Source organism: Paeniglutamicibacter sp. GQ140 (genome assembly GCF_059759235.1).
This window is the reverse complement of sequence record NZ_JCAXDW010000004.1, coordinates 259,514-274,479: the sequence shown is the minus strand read 5'-3', so window position 1 is coordinate 274,479 and position 14,966 is coordinate 259,514. Positions and strand designations below refer to the sequence as shown.

Annotated in this window: 15 protein-coding genes; 7 read left to right on the top strand and 8 right to left on the bottom strand. The window is 66.0% G+C overall.

The genetic code is table 11. The annotated features are described in order from the left end of the window. Positions 1-43: 43 nt before the first annotated feature. The gene (map, locus tag AC6CHY_RS07975) at positions 44-919 is read right to left on the bottom strand and encodes a type I methionyl aminopeptidase (protein ID WP_217389859.1); all 876 of its coding nucleotides are present in this window, start codon (positions 917-919) and stop codon (positions 44-46) included. A 152-nt stretch (positions 920-1,071) separates the two neighbouring features. Here map and AC6CHY_RS07970 point away from each other — a divergent pair, with 152 nt between their 5' ends. Next, entirely contained in the window at positions 1,072-1,266 is a 195-nt protein-coding gene (locus AC6CHY_RS07970) for an SPOR domain-containing protein (RefSeq protein WP_217389858.1), read from the top strand. A 3-nt stretch (positions 1,267-1,269) separates the two neighbouring features. Here AC6CHY_RS07970 and panB read toward each other — a convergent pair whose 3' ends face one another. Continuing rightward, the gene (gene panB, locus AC6CHY_RS07965; RefSeq protein ID WP_217389857.1) at positions 1,270-2,127 is read right to left on the bottom strand and encodes a 3-methyl-2-oxobutanoate hydroxymethyltransferase; all 858 of its coding nucleotides are present in this window, start codon (positions 2,125-2,127) and stop codon (positions 1,270-1,272) included. Positions 2,128-2,247: 120 nt separating this feature from the next. Here panB and glnA (AC6CHY_RS07960) point away from each other — a divergent pair, with 120 nt between their 5' ends. From glnA (AC6CHY_RS07960) to AC6CHY_RS07945, 4 genes are all read left to right on the top strand, one after another. After that, positions 2,248-3,588, top strand: a complete 1,341-nt coding sequence (gene glnA / locus AC6CHY_RS07960; protein ID WP_217389856.1) for a type I glutamate--ammonia ligase — start codon at positions 2,248-2,250, stop codon at positions 3,586-3,588. Positions 3,589-3,596: 8 nt separating this feature from the next. Further along, a complete protein-coding gene (locus AC6CHY_RS07955; protein ID WP_498226483.1) occupies positions 3,597-6,626 on the top strand; it encodes a bifunctional [glutamine synthetase] adenylyltransferase/[glutamine synthetase]-adenylyl-L-tyrosine phosphorylase in 3,030 nt (1,009 codons plus the stop codon). 55 nt (positions 6,627-6,681) lie between these two features. Further along, positions 6,682-7,011, top strand: coding sequence for a cupin domain-containing protein (locus AC6CHY_RS07950; protein ID WP_498226431.1), 330 nt, complete (start codon positions 6,682-6,684; stop codon positions 7,009-7,011). A 91-nt stretch (positions 7,012-7,102) separates the two neighbouring features. Next, positions 7,103-7,306, top strand: a complete 204-nt coding sequence (locus tag AC6CHY_RS07945; protein WP_498226430.1) for an Lrp/AsnC family transcriptional regulator — start codon at positions 7,103-7,105, stop codon at positions 7,304-7,306. A 117-nt stretch (positions 7,307-7,423) separates the two neighbouring features. Here AC6CHY_RS07945 and glnA (AC6CHY_RS07940) read toward each other — a convergent pair whose 3' ends face one another. Further along, positions 7,424-8,848: a type I glutamate--ammonia ligase gene (gene glnA / locus AC6CHY_RS07940; protein ID WP_217389853.1), complete on the bottom strand. Its 1,425-nt coding sequence runs from the start codon at positions 8,846-8,848 to the stop codon at positions 7,424-7,426. A 326-nt stretch (positions 8,849-9,174) separates the two neighbouring features. On the opposite strand from glnA (AC6CHY_RS07940), the gene AC6CHY_RS07935 reads away from it, so the two are divergent. Next, complete coding sequence (locus AC6CHY_RS07935; protein WP_217389852.1) at positions 9,175-9,564, top strand: RDD family protein; 390 nt, start codon at positions 9,175-9,177, stop codon at positions 9,562-9,564. A 111-nt stretch (positions 9,565-9,675) separates the two neighbouring features. On the opposite strand, the gene AC6CHY_RS07930 is transcribed toward AC6CHY_RS07935, so the two are convergent. The 3 genes from AC6CHY_RS07930 to lipB are packed head-to-tail and all read right to left on the bottom strand — an operon-like array spanning position 9,676 to position 12,141. Then, entirely contained in the window at positions 9,676-10,431 is a 756-nt protein-coding gene (locus tag AC6CHY_RS07930) for a DUF4191 domain-containing protein (protein ID WP_217389851.1), read from the bottom strand. Between the two features lie 31 nt (positions 10,432-10,462). Then, on the bottom strand, positions 10,463-11,464 hold the full coding sequence (gene lipA / locus AC6CHY_RS07925; protein WP_498226429.1) for a lipoyl synthase: 1,002 nt from the start codon (positions 11,462-11,464) through the stop codon (positions 10,463-10,465). Then, the gene (gene lipB / locus AC6CHY_RS07920; RefSeq protein ID WP_217389982.1) at positions 11,461-12,141 is read right to left on the bottom strand and encodes a lipoyl(octanoyl) transferase LipB; all 681 of its coding nucleotides are present in this window, start codon (positions 12,139-12,141) and stop codon (positions 11,461-11,463) included. The genes lipA and lipB overlap by 4 nt, the downstream gene beginning before the upstream one ends. Positions 12,142-12,244: 103 nt before the next feature. On the opposite strand from lipB, the gene AC6CHY_RS07915 reads away from it, so the two are divergent. Continuing rightward, a complete protein-coding gene (locus AC6CHY_RS07915) occupies positions 12,245-13,858 on the top strand; it encodes a serine/threonine protein kinase (protein WP_498226428.1) in 1,614 nt (537 codons plus the stop codon). Positions 13,859-13,914: 56 nt separating this feature from the next. On the opposite strand, the gene AC6CHY_RS07910 is transcribed toward AC6CHY_RS07915, so the two are convergent. Further along, positions 13,915-14,352 (bottom strand): OsmC family peroxiredoxin, encoded by a 438-nt coding sequence (locus AC6CHY_RS07910; RefSeq protein ID WP_217389848.1) that lies wholly within the window; start codon positions 14,350-14,352, stop codon positions 13,915-13,917. A 180-nt stretch (positions 14,353-14,532) separates the two neighbouring features. Continuing rightward, on the bottom strand, positions 14,533-14,883 hold the full coding sequence (locus AC6CHY_RS07905; protein ID WP_217389847.1) for a hypothetical protein: 351 nt from the start codon (positions 14,881-14,883) through the stop codon (positions 14,533-14,535). Positions 14,884-14,966 lie beyond the last annotated feature (83 nt).

Sequence of the window (14,966 nt, the reverse complement as noted above, 5' to 3'; positions counted from 1 at the left end):
GTCGGGCTCTTTCTCTAAGGAGGGCTAAAACGGGCTCCCTGGTTTAGGCCAGGGTCAGGATTTCGGCGCCGTCCTCGTTGACGAGCAGTGTGTGTTCAAATTGTGCCGTGCGCTTGCGGTCCTTGGTGGTGGCGGTCCAGCCGTCGTCCCACATGTCCCACTCGATGGTGCCCAGGGTGAGCATGGGTTCGATGGTGAACGTCATGCCCGGTTCGATCAGCTGGCTGTAGGCCGGTGCCGCGTCGTAGTGCGGAATGATCAATCCGGTATGGAAGGATTCTGCCACGCCGTGCCCGGTGAAGTCCCGCACCACGCCATAGCCGAAGCGTTTTGCATAGGCGGAAATGGTGCGCCCGATGACGTTGATCTCGCGTCCCGGCATGACGGCCTTGATGGCCCGGCGCAGCGATTCCTCGGTGCGCTCGACCAGCAGCCGGGATTCCTCGTCGACGTCCCCGGCCAGGAAGGTGGCGTTGGTGTCGCCGTGGACCCCGCCGATGAACGCGGTGATGTCGATGTTCACGATGTCCCCGTCCTGCACCACGGTGGTGTCGGGGATGCCGTGGCAGATGACCTCGTTGATCGAGGCGCAGAGCGACTTGCTGAAGCCGCGGTAGCCGAGGGTCGAGGGGTAGGCCTTGTGGTCCAGCAGGAATTCGTGCCCGATCCGGTCAAGTTCGTCGGTGGTGACACCCGGGACGACGGCCTTGCCGACCTCGGCCAGGGCCTGCGCCGCGATCTTGGAGGCCACGCGCATCCGCGCGATGATGTCGGCAGAGCGGACTTCGGGGGCATCGGACTTGCGTGGTGCGGGGCGCCCGACATACTCGGGGCGGGGGATCGAGTTCGGGACGGTTCGCTGCGGGGTGGGGGCACCGGGGACGAGGGAACCGATGGGTGCGGTTGAAGCTAAAGGCATGGTTCCCATTCTAGCGGGGTCGCTGGTGCCCGGCGCCATGGTGCCGGGCCGTTGCCCGGGCGTCCGGCGGCCCATCGGCTGTAGGGTGGTGGCATATCGAGATCAACATGTCGAGATCAACGCAGCGCATACGAAAGGTGGGATCAATCCCGATGAGTGGAGCATTGCCCGGCGAGGGCGAATTCTGGTTCAACATCACCACCGGCCAGGTGGAGACGGGGCCGCAGGCCGATTGGTCCCAGCTCCTGGGCCCGTACGCCTCCCGTGCCGAGGCCGAGCTGGCCATGACCAAGGTGCGCGAACGCAACGAGCAGTGGGACGAGGAAGACGAGGAAGAGGAGGACTAGGGACTACCGGTCCCCGAACTCGTGTTCCGCCGCCGGGAAGGTTCCGGCGAGCACATCCTCGCGGTAGGCGGCCGCGGCCCCCGCCACCACGGCGCGCAGGTCGGCGTACTTCTTCACGAAGCGGGCGCTCTTGCCGCTGCCCAGGCCCAGCATGTCCTGCCAGACCAGCACCTGTCCGGTGGTGACGGCTCCCGCACCGATTCCGACGGTGGGGACGCGTACCGACTCATCGACACGGCGGGCCGTCGCGGTGGGGATCATTTCCATCAGCACGGCAAATGCGCCGGCCGCCTCCAACGCCTGCGCGTCGGCGACCAATGCCGCCGCGGCGTCTCCGCGGCCCTGGACCCGGTAGCCGCCCAGTGCATGTTCGGACTGCGGGGTGAAGCCGATGTGCGCCATGACTGGCACGCCCGCGGCCACCAGGGCACGCACGTGCGGGACAAAGAACTGGCCGCCCTCCAGCTTCACCGCATGAACGCCGCCCTCCTTCATCAGGCGCACGGACGATGCAACCGCCTGCTCGGGGGAGACCTCGTAGGATCCGAACGGGAGGTCGCACACCACCAGGGCATGTTTGGCACCCGAGACCACCGCCCGGGAAAACACGATCATCTCGTCCAGCGTGATCGGCAACGTCGAGGAGTACCCCATTACGGTGTTTGCCGCCGAATCACCCACCAAGAGCACCTCGATGCCGGCTGCGTCGAAGATGTTCGCCATCATCGTGTCGTAGGCGGTGAGCATCGCGAATTTCCTGCCCTCGTCCTTGGCCGCTTGCAGGTGGTGGAGGCGGATCCGCGGACCGGAAACGGCGCCCGGGGCAGGGGGATTTGCTGGCGTGGAAGGATGAGCACTCATGGGCAAGAGACTAATGCACAATCGGCAAACCTGTCCTTCCGTGTCCTGGCCGCAAAAACGTATAAAGTGAGTCAGTGGGGCGGGAATCGCCGCCAAAACCGCTTGTGGAAGGAACCCGCCGTGGATCGCCAGCAGGAATTCGTCCTTAGAACCATTGAGGAGAGGGACGTACGATTTGTGCGCCTGTGGTTTACCGATGTGGTGGGTTCCATGAAGTCAGTTGCCCTGGCCCCGGCCGAGGTCGAGGGCGCCTTCGAGGAAGGCCTGGGCTTTGACGGGTCCTCCATCGAGGGATTGTCGCGCATCTACGAATCGGACATGCTGCTGCAGCCCGACCCCTCCACCTTCCAGATCCTGCCGTGGCGCGGCGAGACCGAGCCCACGTCGCGGATGTTCTGCGACATCCTGACGCCGGACGGGCTGCCTGCCGCCGCCGACTCGCGCCACGTGCTCAAGCGCCAGCTGGCCGTCGCCTCCGACATGGGGTTCACCTGCTACACGCACCCCGAGATCGAATTCTATTTGTTACGCTCCTCCGAGCTGGGCGCGGACGGCTACCCGGTCCCGGTTGACCGGGGCGGCTACTTCGACCACGTCACCGGCGGCGTCGCCCAGGACTTCCGCCGCACCGCCGTGACCATGCTCGAGGCCGTGGGCATCTCCGTGGAGTTCAGCCACCACGAAAACGGGCCGGGCCAGAACGAGATCGACCTGCGCTACGCGGACGCGCTGCAGACGGCCGACAACGTCATGACGTTCCGCACCGTGATCAAGGAAGTCGCGATCCAGCAGGGCATCTATGCCACCTTCATGCCCAAGCCGTTCTCCGACGAACCAGGGTCCGGCATGCACACCCACTTCTCCCTCTTCGAGGGCGACACCAACGCCTTCTTCGAGGCCGGGCGCGAATTCCAGCTCTCAGACACCGCACGCCAGTTCATTGCCGGGATCCTGCGCCACGCCCCCGAGTTCACCGCCGTGACCAACCAGTTCGTCAACTCCTACAAGCGCCTCTGGGGCGGCGGGGAGGCCCCGAGCCACCGGTCCTGGGGCCACAACAACCGTTCCGCGCTGGTTCGCGTGCCGCTGTACAAGCCGGGCAAGGGCCAGTCGGCCCGTGTCGAGTACCGCGGCATCGACTCGGCCACCAACCCGTACCTGGCCTACGCCTGCCTGCTGGGCGCAGGGCTGAAGGGCATCCAGGAGGGCTATGAGCTCGAACCCCATGCCGAAGAAGACGTGTGGGGCCTGAGCAGCGCCGAACGTCGCGCCAGCGGCCACGACCCGCTGCCCGGGTCCCTGCACGACGCCATCCGCGCCATGGAGGAATCCGAGCTGGTGGCGGACATCCTCGGCGAGCAGGTCTACACCTCGTTCCTGCGCAACAAGCGCGACGAGTGGGAAGCATACCGCCAGAACGTGAGCCCGTTCGAACTTCGGCGCTACCTGGGGATCCTCTAGGGGTGTCCTTGCATATCTCCACGAAGCAGCTGATTTCCGCGGGATTCGACGACCTGGAGCGGGCCAAGCGCTTCCTGGCCGACAAGGAACTGGCGGACATTGACCACCGGGCGCTCGTGGGCCACCTGGCCCATGCCGCGGACCCCGACCAGGCGCTGCTGGCGCTGATCCGCCTCATCCCGCATGCCCCGGCGGCCCTGGAGCTGGCCCGAAGCCCGCGCACCGCGCCGGGGTTCCTGCGGTTGCTGGGTGCCTCGGACGCGCTGGCGAATTTCCTGATCCGCGAGCCCTCCTGCCTGGAGATCCTTGCGGTGCCGGCGCCGGCACGCATGGAAGGACGAAGCGCCCAGGAGCTGCGTGCGGAGCTGCTGCTGGCCGTGGGGGCCGACCCCGCCTCGGGCATCCCGCCGGTGGCCACGGTCTCCGGGGAAGACGGACACCGGGTGCTGCGTGTGGCCTACCGGCGCGCCCTGCTCTCGCTGGCCCACCGCGACCTGGGGGCGGGCGACGCGCTGGAGGCCCTGCCGGAGGTCGGGCGTGAACTGGCCGACCTGGCCGCGGCCGCCATCGAGGGCGCCCTGGCCATCAGCCGGGCCGAGGCCCGGCAGCGCTACACGGTCGAGGACATCTCCGACCTGCGCCTGGCGGTGATCGGCATGGGCAAGTGCGGCGCGCACGAGCTGAACTACGTCTCGGACGTCGACGTCATCTATGTGCACTCCAGCGACCGGCTCGACGAGGACCTGGCCCACGCCCTGGCCAGGGACCTGGCCGCGGGGATCTCCCGGGCCATCGACACCGCCGGGATCGAACCGGGCCTGTGGGAAGTGGATGCGAACCTGCGCCCCGAGGGCAAGGACGGGGCGCTGAGCCGCACCCTGGAATCCCACGCCGCGTACTATGCGCGCTGGGCGGCGTCCTGGGAGTTCCAGGCGCTGCTCAAGGCCCGCGCGATCGCCGGGGACGCGCAACTCGGCGCCGCCTACGAGGCCATGGTGGCGCCGCTGGTCTGGGCCTCCTCGGAACGGGACGGGTTCGTGGAGTCGGTGCAGCGCATGCGCCGGCGGGTCACCGCCAACATCAAGCCCGCCGAGTTGGCGTACCAGCTTAAGCTCGGCCCCGGCGGGCTGCGTGACGTCGAATTCACCGTGCAACTGCTCCAGCTGGTCCACGGCCGGGTGGACGAGACGGTGCGCGTGCGTTCCACCACCAGGGCCATCGCGGCCCTGAGCCTGGCCGGCTACATCGGGCGCGACGACGCCGAGAAGTTTGACCTTTCCTACCGCTTCCTGCGCGTGCTCGAGCACCGCATCCAACTGGTGAACCTGCGCCGGACCCACCTGATGCCGCACAAGGAATCGGGCCAGCGCGTCCTGGCGCGGGCGGTGCGCTCCACCCTGGGGGTCGGGCTGTCCACCGCCGCGGGGCTGCTGGAGCGTTGGGGCGAAACCAGGCGCCTGGTGCGCCTGCTCCACGAACGGATCTTCTACCGGCCGCTGCTCAACAGCGCCTCGAATCTTTCGGCCGACGAGGTCAGGCTGTCCCCGGAGGCGGCGCAATCCCGGCTGCGGGCGCTGGGCTACGTGGACCCGAAGGCGGCAATGCGCCACATCGAGGCCCTGACCGGGGGCATGCGCCGGCGCGCGGCCCTGCAGCGGCAGCTGCTGCCGGTGCTGCTGGGGTGGATCGCCGAGGGCGTGGACCCGGATGCCGGGCTGCTGGGCTTCCGGCGGCTGAGCGAGTCGCTGGGGGAGTCGCACTGGTACCTGGGCATGCTGCGCGATTCGTCCGCGGCCGCCGAACGCCTGTGCAGGATCCTGTCCAACTCCCGCTTCATCACCGATCTCCTGGAGGTCTCCCCGGAATCGGCTGCCTGGCTCGGATCCAACAAGTCATTGCAGCCCCTGGGCTATGAGACGCTGTGGGGCGAGATCTCCTCGAAGCTGAAGCGGAACCTCGGCTCCGACCAGGCGATCCGGTTGATCCGGGTGATCAGGCGCCGTGAGATCCTGCGCATCGCCCTGGCCGACGGCGCCGCGGTCATCGACCAGGACACCGTGGGGCGGGCCCTGGCCGACAACGACAGGGCCGCCATTCGCGGCGCCCTGGAGGTGGCCCAGCGCACCGAATACGCCGCGACCCCGCAACTGGGCGAGTTCCTGGTGGTGGCCATGGGGCGGCAGGGCGGACACGAGATCGGCTACTGCTCCGACGCGGACGTGATGTTCGTCCAGCGCGCCTTCGACGAGGCAGACCAGCAGGGTGCGCAGGAACAGTCGCTGCGCATCGCCACGGCCCTCGGGTCGCTGCTGGGCAGGCCCATGGTGCCGGCCATCCAGGCCGAGCCCCGGCTGGAAATCGACGCGGCGCTGCGCCCGGAGGGCAAGAGCGGCCCGCTGGTGCGCTCGCTGGCCTCCTACGAGGAGTATTACCGGCGCTGGTCCCAGATCTGGGAGCAACAGGCGCTGCTGCGGGCCACGCCCATGGCCGGGTCGGAGGAATTGGCCGCGGACTTCATGGCCATGGTCGACCCGCTGCGTTACGAACAGGTCATGGGCGAGGAGCAGGTCCGCGAGATCCGCCGGATCAAGGCGCGCGTGGAGGCAGAGCGGTTGCCCCGCGGAGCCGAGCCCGAACGTCACCTGAAGCTGGGCCGCGGTTCGCTCAGCGATGTCGAGTGGCTGGTCCAGCTCATGCAGCTACAGCATGCCAAGGACCACCCGGACCTGCGCACCACCTCCACCCGTCCGGCGCTGGCGGCCATCGCCGAGGCCGGGCTGATCCCCGCCGAGGACGTGGCCGTGCTGGACCATGCGTGGTCGCTGGCGACCAGGATCCGCAGCGCGGGACTGATTTGCACCGGCCGGGTCAGTGACGTGTTGCCCAATTCCTGGCGGGACATGGAAGCAGTGGCCCGTTGGTGCGGCTATGCGCCGGGGGAGGCCTCGGTGATGGAGGACGACTACCTCAAGGCGACGCGGCGATCGCGGCAGGTATTTGAGCGGCACTTCTATGGTTTTGAGGACCAGAGAGCCTAGTCTGGTGGAACCAGTCGGGGCCAGGTAGTTGTCTTTGAAAGGGCGGGGGATTGCCATGCACGTCACCAGCGCGGAACTTGACCAATTGGTCGACAGGGAATTCGAGAAGGCCGGCGCCTCCACCAATGGACGCAGCGCCGTTGCGGTCCTCAATGACGGACGCCTGCGCCACACGCTGGTCACCCTGCTGGCGGGGTCCGCGCTGAACGACCATGAAAAGCCCGAGGCGGCGACCCTGCAGGTGCTGCGCGGATCCATCGTGGTCAACTGGGAGGGCGATTCCCGGGCCATCGCCCACGGAGGCCTGTTCGTGCTGCCGGCGGCCATGCACAACGTCGTGGCGTCCGAAGACAGCGCCTTCCTGCTCACCTCGCTGGCGGGTTGACCGAGGACTGCCGCCCGCCGAACACCCGTGTCAACAAACCTTGACGAGCTGCTGGCTTCAAGATAGCTTGACGTTGGAAGGCGGGTGTCCGATGGCCAAGGCAAATCTTGAGCAAGGCGAGGGCGGCACGATGGGCGCCCTGCGCGCGGTGGCCGAACTCCAACGGGACGCCAGGCGGCAGGAGTCCGTGCTGGTGCGCCGCGCACGCGCCGAGGGCTTCTCCTGGGAGGCCATCGCGCAGGTCCTGGGCGTCAGTCGCCAGGCCGTGCACCAGCGCTACGGGAAGAAGTCCTAGCCGATTCCGCACCCATCCCGGAGAACAAAAATGTCCGTGCGGGGCCGGAGCTTCAAAATGAAGCACGGCGTCCACACGGACATTTTCAATCGGGGCCGGGGCGTCCCGGCGCCCTACCTAGCAGCCGTAGTACAGCTCGAACTCGTACGGGTTCGGGCGCAGCGACAGCGGCTTGATTTCGTTTTCGCGCTTGTATTCGATCCAGGTGCGGATCAGGTCCTCGGTGAAGACGTCGCCCTCGAGCAGGAAGTCGAAGTCGTTTTCCAGGGCCTCGAGTGCCTCGTCCAGCGAAGCCGGGGCCTTCTGGATGTCCTTGGCTTCCTCGGCCGGGAGCTCGTAGAGGTCCTTGTCGATCGGGTCCGCCGGCTCGATGCGGTTCTTGATGCCGTCGAGGCCGGCCATCAGCTGGGCGGCGAAGGCCAGGTACGGGTTGGAAGCGGCATCCGGTGCGCGGAACTCGATGCGCTTGGCCTTCGGGTTCGAACCGGTGATCGGGATGCGGATACCGGCCGAGCGGTTGCCCTGCGAGTACACCATGTTGACCGGCGCCTCATAGCCCTTGACCAGGCGGCGGTAGGAGTTCACGGTCGGGTTGGTGAAGGCCAGCACTGCGGAGGCGTGCTTCAGCAGGCCGCCGATGTACCAGCGGGCAGTGTCGGACAGGCCGGCGTAGCCCTTCTCGTCGTAGAACAGCGGAACGCCGTTGGCCCACAGCGACTGGTGGCAGTGCATGCCCGAGCCGTTGTCACCGAAGATCGGCTTCGGCATGAAGGTTGCGGACTTGCCCCAGGCGTCGGCCACGTTCTTGACGATGTACTTGAACTTCAGGATGTCATCGGCCGAGTGGGTCAGCGTGTTGAACTTGTAGTTGATCTCGGCCTGGCCGGCTGCGCCGACCTCGTGGTGGCTGCGCTCGACCTCAAGGCCGGCTGCTTCCAGTTCCAGGCAGATGGCGTCGCGCAGGTCGGCCTGCTTGTCGGTCGGGGAGACCGGGAAGTAACCGCCCTTGAAGGGGGTCTTGTAACCCTGGTTGCCGCCCTCTTCCTTCTTGCCGGTGTTCCACGGAGCCTCGATCGAGTCGACCTTGTAGAAGGAACCCTGCGGCTTGGACTCGTACTGGACGTTGTCAAAGATGAAGAACTCGGCCTCGGGGGCAAAGAAGGCGGTGTCGGCGATGCCGGTCGAGGACAGGTAGGCCTCGGCGCGCTCTGCCACACCGCGCGGGTCGCGGTGGTACGGATCGCCGGTGCGCGGGTTGATGATCGAGAAGTTGAACGCGAGGGTCTTTTCCAGACGGAACGGGTCAACGAATCCGGAAGTCACGTCGGGGATGAGCTGCATGTCCGAGTCGGCGATGCCGGCGAAGCCGGCGATCGAGGAACCGTCGAAGAGCTGGCCGTTGAGGAAGAAATCTGCGTCGACGGTGCGGGCCGGGACGTTGAAGTGCTGCTGGACGCCGGGAAGGTCGGTGAAGCGGATGTCAACGAACTTGACGTCTTCTTCGGCAATATATGCGATGACTTCTTCTGGACTCTTGAACATGGTCAGGGACTCCTGTGTGGGATTTCTGCTGTGACGGCTTGCGTGCCGTGCCGTAAAACGTATGCCAACGTTTTTCTTCCTGTGTTATCAACACTAGACCCTAGCGATTACTCTCCTGTGTCTCTATTGTTTCCATTACGTTACATAGGCGGCGAATACCGCGAATGCGATGTCGGTTAGATCACACTCGATGCGCCCCTTGTGCGAGGTGTGTCTGCGCCCCGTGCGAAATCCCGTCCCCGGCCGCGGATGGACGCGACCTGCCCCGGTAGGCTGGGGGAGTGGAAAGAAAAGACTTTGGCTCGTGGCTCGAGGGCCCGCCGCAAATGAGCAACCAAGAATGGCCCGGCAAGCAATTGGGCCGCCCGGAAAAGGGGCCCGGATCCGTCGCCCGCATTGGCCGGCGTGTCGCGGCACTGTTGGTGGACTGGGGGATCGCGATGTTGATCTCCATGTTCTTCTTCAAGTCGGACCCCACCGCCAACCTGGTCATCTTTGCCGCCACGCAGATGCTGTTTGTCGGGATTACCGGGCACTCCATCGGCCATCGCGTCTTCGGAATGCAGGTCCAGGGCCTGGACGGCACTGCGGTGAAGCCCCTGACGGGAGTCGTGCGCACCGTGCTGCTTTGCCTGGTCATCCCGGTCCTGTTTAGCGACTCGGACCAGCGCGGCTATCACGACCGGATCGGCAAGACGATCCTGGTGCGCATCTGATCGGTCCGGATCATCCGGACGCAGCGGGCGGCAGCATTAAGCAAGGGCGGGTGTTGGAACCAATGGTTCCAACACCCGCCCTTGTACGTTAACGGAATTCGTGCCCTGGCGTCAGCGCATTTGCTTGCGGTTCGGACGGGCCCGGTTGGGGTCGATGCCCTTCGGAATCGGGAGCTTTGCGCTGCCAAGGGTGCTCAAGCGCTTGTCGACGGCGCTGATCTCCAGCTTGGTGATCGACTTGGGAAGCTTCTTCATCTTCTTGCCGACCTCGGCAAGCGGGGTCTGCCCTTCGTCGTTTCCGGCGTTGATCACGTGGATCGGAACGTTGGGAAGCACGCGACCCATGCGCTTGCGCTCGGCGTCGACCAGGGTCCGAACACGGGTGTTCGGACCTTCGGTGACAAGTACGACGCCTGCGCGGCCAATGCCCATGAACACCAGGTCCTTGGTGCGGGGGTTCACTGCAACCGGCTCGTCCTTCAGGATCCAGCCGCGGCGCAACACGCTCATGGCGGCGCCGGCCGCTCCCGGGCGTCCCTCAAGCTGCGTGAAGGCAGCCTTTTCGGCGCGTCGGGAAAGGATCATGGTTGCCGCCAGCAGGGCGAGCGGCAGTGAGATCAGCACGGCGGTGATCCAGTTGTTGATCAGCAGGCCAATGATCAGGCCCACAACAAGGATGCCGAGGGCAGCCAGGATCATCAGCCAGACGACCATGGGGTCGTTCTTGCGGGTCATCTGGAAGACCTGGCCCAGCTGTTTCAGCCGGCCCGGTTCCTTGTTGGCCTTTTCGGCCTTCGGCTTGCGCGAGAACAGTCCGCGCTTCGGACTTGCAGCCTCGGACGAGGCGTTATCGGTGTTTTTGGCCATAGTGGTTTAATTCTACGCGATCCGGAACCGGCTAGGAGCCGACCAGCGAAGAAGCCTCCTGGCGGGTGTCGCCGGAGCTGGCAATGTGCGCCAGGGCCTCCGGGATTGCATTGCCCTTCTTGCGCATGGCGGCGGCCCAGAGACGACCGGCGCGGTAGGAAGAACGCACCAGGGGCCCGCTCATGACGCCCAGGATGCCCAATTCCTCGGCTTCCTGCTGCAGCTCCACGAATTCCTGCGGCTTGACCCAGCGCTCGACCGGGTGGTGGCGCTCGGTGGGGCGCAGGTACTGGGTGATGGTCAGCAGGTCGCAGCCGGCATCCACGAGGTCCTTGATGGCCTCGGTGATTTCCTCACGGGTTTCGCCCATGCCGAGGATCAGGTTCGACTTGGTGATCATGCCGTTGGCACGGCCCTGCGAGATGACATCCAGGGAGCGGTCGTAGCGGAACGCGGGGCGGATGGACTTGAACAGGCGGGGAACCGTCTCGAGGTTGTGCGCGTACACCTCGGGGGCGGACGCTGCGATCTCGTCCAGGTGCTCGGGCTTGCCGGAGAAGTCCGGGATCAGCAGCTCCACGCCGGTGCCGGGGTTCAGCTGGTGGATGCGGCGCACCGTCTCGGCGTAGAGCCAAGTGCCCTCGTCCGCGAGGTCGTCGCGGGCAACGCCGGTGACGGTGGCGTAGCGCAGGCCCATCTTCTTCACGCTCATGGCGACCTTGAACGGCTCGGCGCGGTCAATGGGCTGGGGCTTACCGGTGTCGATCTGGCAGAAGTCGCAGCGGCGGGTGCATTCCGAGCCGCCGATGAGGAAGGTTGCTTCCTTGTCTTCCCAGCATTCAAAGATGTTCGGGCAGCCCGCCTCTTCGCAGACGGTGTTCAGGCCCTCGGACTTGACCAGCTTCTTCAGGCCCACGTACTCGGGGCCGATGTTGATCTTTGCCTTGATCCACTCGGGCTTGCGCTCGACCGGTGTTTCGGAATTTCGCTGCTCGATGCGCAGCAGGCGGCGACCTTCGGGTGCGGCACTCATGAACGGGCTCCTTCGGGGATTGTGGCTGTCAACGACACGATCGGGCTCAACAAGGCATCCAGCTCCTGCTCAACGCGGTCGAGGACATCGGCAGGGGTGACGGTGGTTCCGGTTTCCAGGCTGATGCTGGTGACGCCGGCGTCGGTGATTCCGCAGGGGATGATCTGTGCATAGGGCGCCAGGTCGTTGGAGCAGTTCAGGGCGAAACCGTGCATGGTCACGCCGTGGTCGACGCGGATCCCGATCGCGGCAAGCTTGCGGTCTTGGCCGCCGTCCGTCCCGGCAACCCACACACCGCTGCGGCCCTTGATGCGGGTAGCGGCAATGCCGTAGCCAACTGCGACGTTGATCAGGGCTTCTTCGAGAATCGAGACGTATTCCCGGATGCCCTTCATGTCGGACAGGCGGACGATCGGGTACCCCACCAACTGGCCGGGGCCGTGCCAGGTGAGTTTGCCTCCGCGATCGACATCGATCACCGGGGTGCCGTCAACCGGCAGGTCTTCAGGTTCCGTTCTGCGGCCGGCCGTGTAAACGGCCGCGTGTTCCAGGAGGAAAACAACGGGCCCCGAATTCCCTTCGGTCACGTCATTGTGTACCTGGCGCTGCATGTCCCATGCAACGCGGTAATCGACCAGCTCGGGGGCATGGCCAATTCGCTCGAATTTGATGGTCATGGCGACAACAGTACGCGCTTCCCGGGGCGCCCTCGAATCCGCTACCCATTGTTGCTTGTGGATAACTTGAGCACCGGAATTGCATTGGGCGTAGAACAGAACCATGGAATCCCAGATAGAGCCATTGCCATTCCCGCGAATCGATGGATTTCGCGTACTTCGGCACTTGGATGAGGGCTCGGGCAGCAGCGTGTGGGTCGTCGAGGACAACACGACGCATAAGGAAATGGTCGTAAAGATCCCCGGCGGCGACGCTCCCGAAAGCGTCGTCGAGTCCGAGGCGCTACAGCTGGTGCACGAGTTTCTTGTGCAATCGTTCGGGTTGCTTGAGACCTCCCTCGGACCGGGCATCTTGATGGAATACTGCCCCGCCGGATCCGTGGCCCAGGTGGTGTCGGTACGCGGACCGCTGAACGTGGGGGAAACCATCACCGTAATGGCACCGATCGCCGAGGCGCTCGCATTCCTGCACGCACGGGGGCTGACCCACGGCGACCTGAGCCCGCGCAACATCCTCTTCACTGCGGCAGGCAAGCCAAAACTTGGGGACTTCGGTACGCATCGTGTTGTGGGCCAGACCCCGGGGGAGTACGGCACCCAGGGATTCCGCGCCCCCGAATCGGTTTTAGGCCCGGGTGCAGGAGGGCTGGAACCGGCGCGGGATCTCTATTCCCTGGCCGCTTGTGCGTGGTACCTGTTGACTGGCAGGCCCCCCAACGCCACGAACAGCAGGGTTCCGCTGGGCGCCATGGTTCCGGAGGTGAACGACGAATTCGCTAAATTGCTGGAGCAGGGGCTGGACCCGGATCCGGAGCGGCGACCAAGTGCGGCCCAGTTTGGGCAGCGGATCTTTGTCGCGGGGGATCCTGAGGCCGTTGAGCTGAGCGCTGCGATTGAACCAGACGCGCTCAAGCATATGCTCACCACCCGGCAAGCCCCCGCCGCCGCAGGATTTCTGGGCGGGGTGCGACGCGCCGGCAGCCCCTCGGCGGCGGACAGGGAAATGCTGAAGGAACGCAAGGCCCAGATCAAGGCCCAGCGGAGGCCTGTGCCGCGGCGGCTCCGGGCCGTGTTTGAGGGCGATGCAAGGCCGCCGTCACCGAAGCAGGAGCCCGGCGGGGAGGAACGCTGGGCCAGGCAACATCGGATCCACGGCCTGAAGCGCGGAAATCGCCGCATTGCCGCGGCCGTGGCCCTCGGGTTGTTGGCGGTGGCACTGGCCGCGGTGGCTTCCAGCACGCTCAACGACGCCTACGAGCCTGCCGTGGCAGGGGCGCCGCAAGCTCCTGTGCAGCTCATGCCGACGGCTCCCGAGGCGACCCCGGATCCGGGCCGAGAACTGGTGCTGGTGGCGGCCGACTTGTCCGCCCGCCGCGACCGGGGCCTGATGGCCGGAAGCCTCAAGGAATTGGGGAAGGTCCATGCGGCGGGTTCCCCGGCGCTTGCAGCGGATGAAAAGGTCGTGGCACGCATGCGGAAGCTGGGGCTGCGGCTGGAGGCCCTGGAGACGCGCCTGAGCGATGTTGCCGTCCTCCCCGGAGCCAATCCGGGGGAGGCGGCCATCGAGGCCACCAGCGTTCAGGGAGGCTATCGCTATGTGGACAGCGAGGGAGCCGTCATCGTGAGTGCCAGGGAATCCGAACGCCAGAGGGTCCGCATGGTCCTGCGGCACCTGGATGGCGCATGGCGCATGTGGCAGGTATCGCCGGTCCGGTGAGGCGCGGGGGCCGGTGTGGGCCGAGTTCACGGCGCCCACACCGGCAGTCCGGCAGCTTAGTTCAGGTGGGCGTCAAGGGTGATGGAAGGGACGGCCGCCAGTGCGGCGGAGACCGGGCAGCCCTCCTTGGCGGCGTTTGCGTGCTTCTGGAATTCCGCGGCATCGATGCCCGGGATCGTGGCGCTCAGCGACAGCCGGATGCCGCTGATCTTGGCTCCGTCGCTGGTGTCGAAGTCGACCTCTGCCGAGGTTTCCAGCTTCTCGGCGACGTGTCCTGCCTGCTTGAGGATATTGCTCAGTGCCATCGAGAAGCACGATGCATGGGCCGCGGCGATCAATTCCTCCGGGCTGGTCTTGCCCTCGGACGCCTCGGTGCGGGCACGCCAGGTGACGGGGAACGTGCCGATGCCCGAGGTCTCGAACGTGGTTTCCCCCGACCCGGAAGCCAGGTCCCCGGTCCAAACGGTGCTTGCGCTTCTGGTGGTGACTGCCATGGTGACAACTCCTTGAATCTGCAACGGGATGGAGGCGAACGCCTCCACGGCCATCCTATGGCCCGGGGCAACCGAACCAAAGGACCTGGTTAAACGGCGAAGCGGCGTGCCACCGGGAATCCCGATGGCACGCCGCCCCTGTCCACCTGTGCCTTGCCGGAGCAGGCGGTGCGCCGGTGGCTAGACCCAGAGGGTCGCCACGGCGATGGCGATCAACGCGGTGCCGCCGGTGCCGTGGGCCAGGCCGGTCGGAACCTCGAGGCCGTTCTTGATCTTGCGGCGGCCCAGAAGGGCTGCGACGAAGACGCCGATGGCCAGCAGGAGCTTGACGGCGATCTTGGCGTGGTTGACCGGCCCGTCACCCATTTCGGCCAGGCCGACCAGCAACAGGCCGGTTACCAGCTGGGCGATGGCGCCATACCATTGCCAGACGTTCACCGTCGGGGTCTTGAATGTTGCGAGCCAGCCGCCAACGAGCGCCGCCGCACCCAGGACGTGCAGGAATACGAGGAATGCATGCAAAAAGGTCATGCCAGCCAGCCTAATGGAAACTGCACACCGCACAGAATCCGGCCGTCCGAAGGTGGTCGACGACATAGCAAAGGGGACGGCCG

Excerpts from the sequence above, each read along its gene's own strand:
- AC6CHY_RS07970 (WP_217389858.1), top strand. The coding sequence starts at position 1,072 with ATGAGTGGAGCATTGCCCGGCGAGGGCGAATTCTGGTTCAACATCACC.
- lipA (WP_498226429.1), bottom strand. The coding sequence starts at position 11,464 with ATGAGTGCCGCACCCGAAGGTCGCCGCCTGCTGCGCATCGAGCAGCGA.
- AC6CHY_RS07950 (WP_498226431.1), top strand. The coding sequence starts at position 6,682 with ATGCACGTCACCAGCGCGGAACTTGACCAATTGGTCGACAGGGAATTC.
- AC6CHY_RS07930 (WP_217389851.1), bottom strand. The coding sequence starts at position 10,431 with ATGGCCAAAAACACCGATAACGCCTCGTCCGAGGCTGCAAGTCCGAAG.
- glnA (WP_217389853.1), bottom strand. The coding sequence starts at position 8,848 with ATGTTCAAGAGTCCAGAAGAAGTCATCGCATATATTGCCGAAGAAGAC.
- map (WP_217389859.1), bottom strand. The coding sequence starts at position 919 with ATGCCTTTAGCTTCAACCGCACCCATCGGTTCCCTCGTCCCCGGTGCC.
- lipB (WP_217389982.1), bottom strand. The coding sequence starts at position 12,141 with ATGACCATCAAATTCGAGCGAATTGGCCATGCCCCCGAGCTGGTCGAT.
- AC6CHY_RS07945 (WP_498226430.1), top strand. The coding sequence starts at position 7,103 with ATGGCCAAGGCAAATCTTGAGCAAGGCGAGGGCGGCACGATGGGCGCC.
- AC6CHY_RS07915 (WP_498226428.1), top strand. The coding sequence starts at position 12,245 with ATGGAATCCCAGATAGAGCCATTGCCATTCCCGCGAATCGATGGATTT.
- AC6CHY_RS07905 (WP_217389847.1), bottom strand. The coding sequence starts at position 14,883 with ATGACCTTTTTGCATGCATTCCTCGTATTCCTGCACGTCCTGGGTGCG.
- AC6CHY_RS07910 (WP_217389848.1), bottom strand. The coding sequence starts at position 14,352 with ATGGCAGTCACCACCAGAAGCGCAAGCACCGTTTGGACCGGGGACCTG.
- AC6CHY_RS07935 (WP_217389852.1), top strand. The coding sequence starts at position 9,175 with ATGAGCAACCAAGAATGGCCCGGCAAGCAATTGGGCCGCCCGGAAAAG.
- panB (WP_217389857.1), bottom strand. The coding sequence starts at position 2,127 with ATGAGTGCTCATCCTTCCACGCCAGCAAATCCCCCTGCCCCGGGCGCC.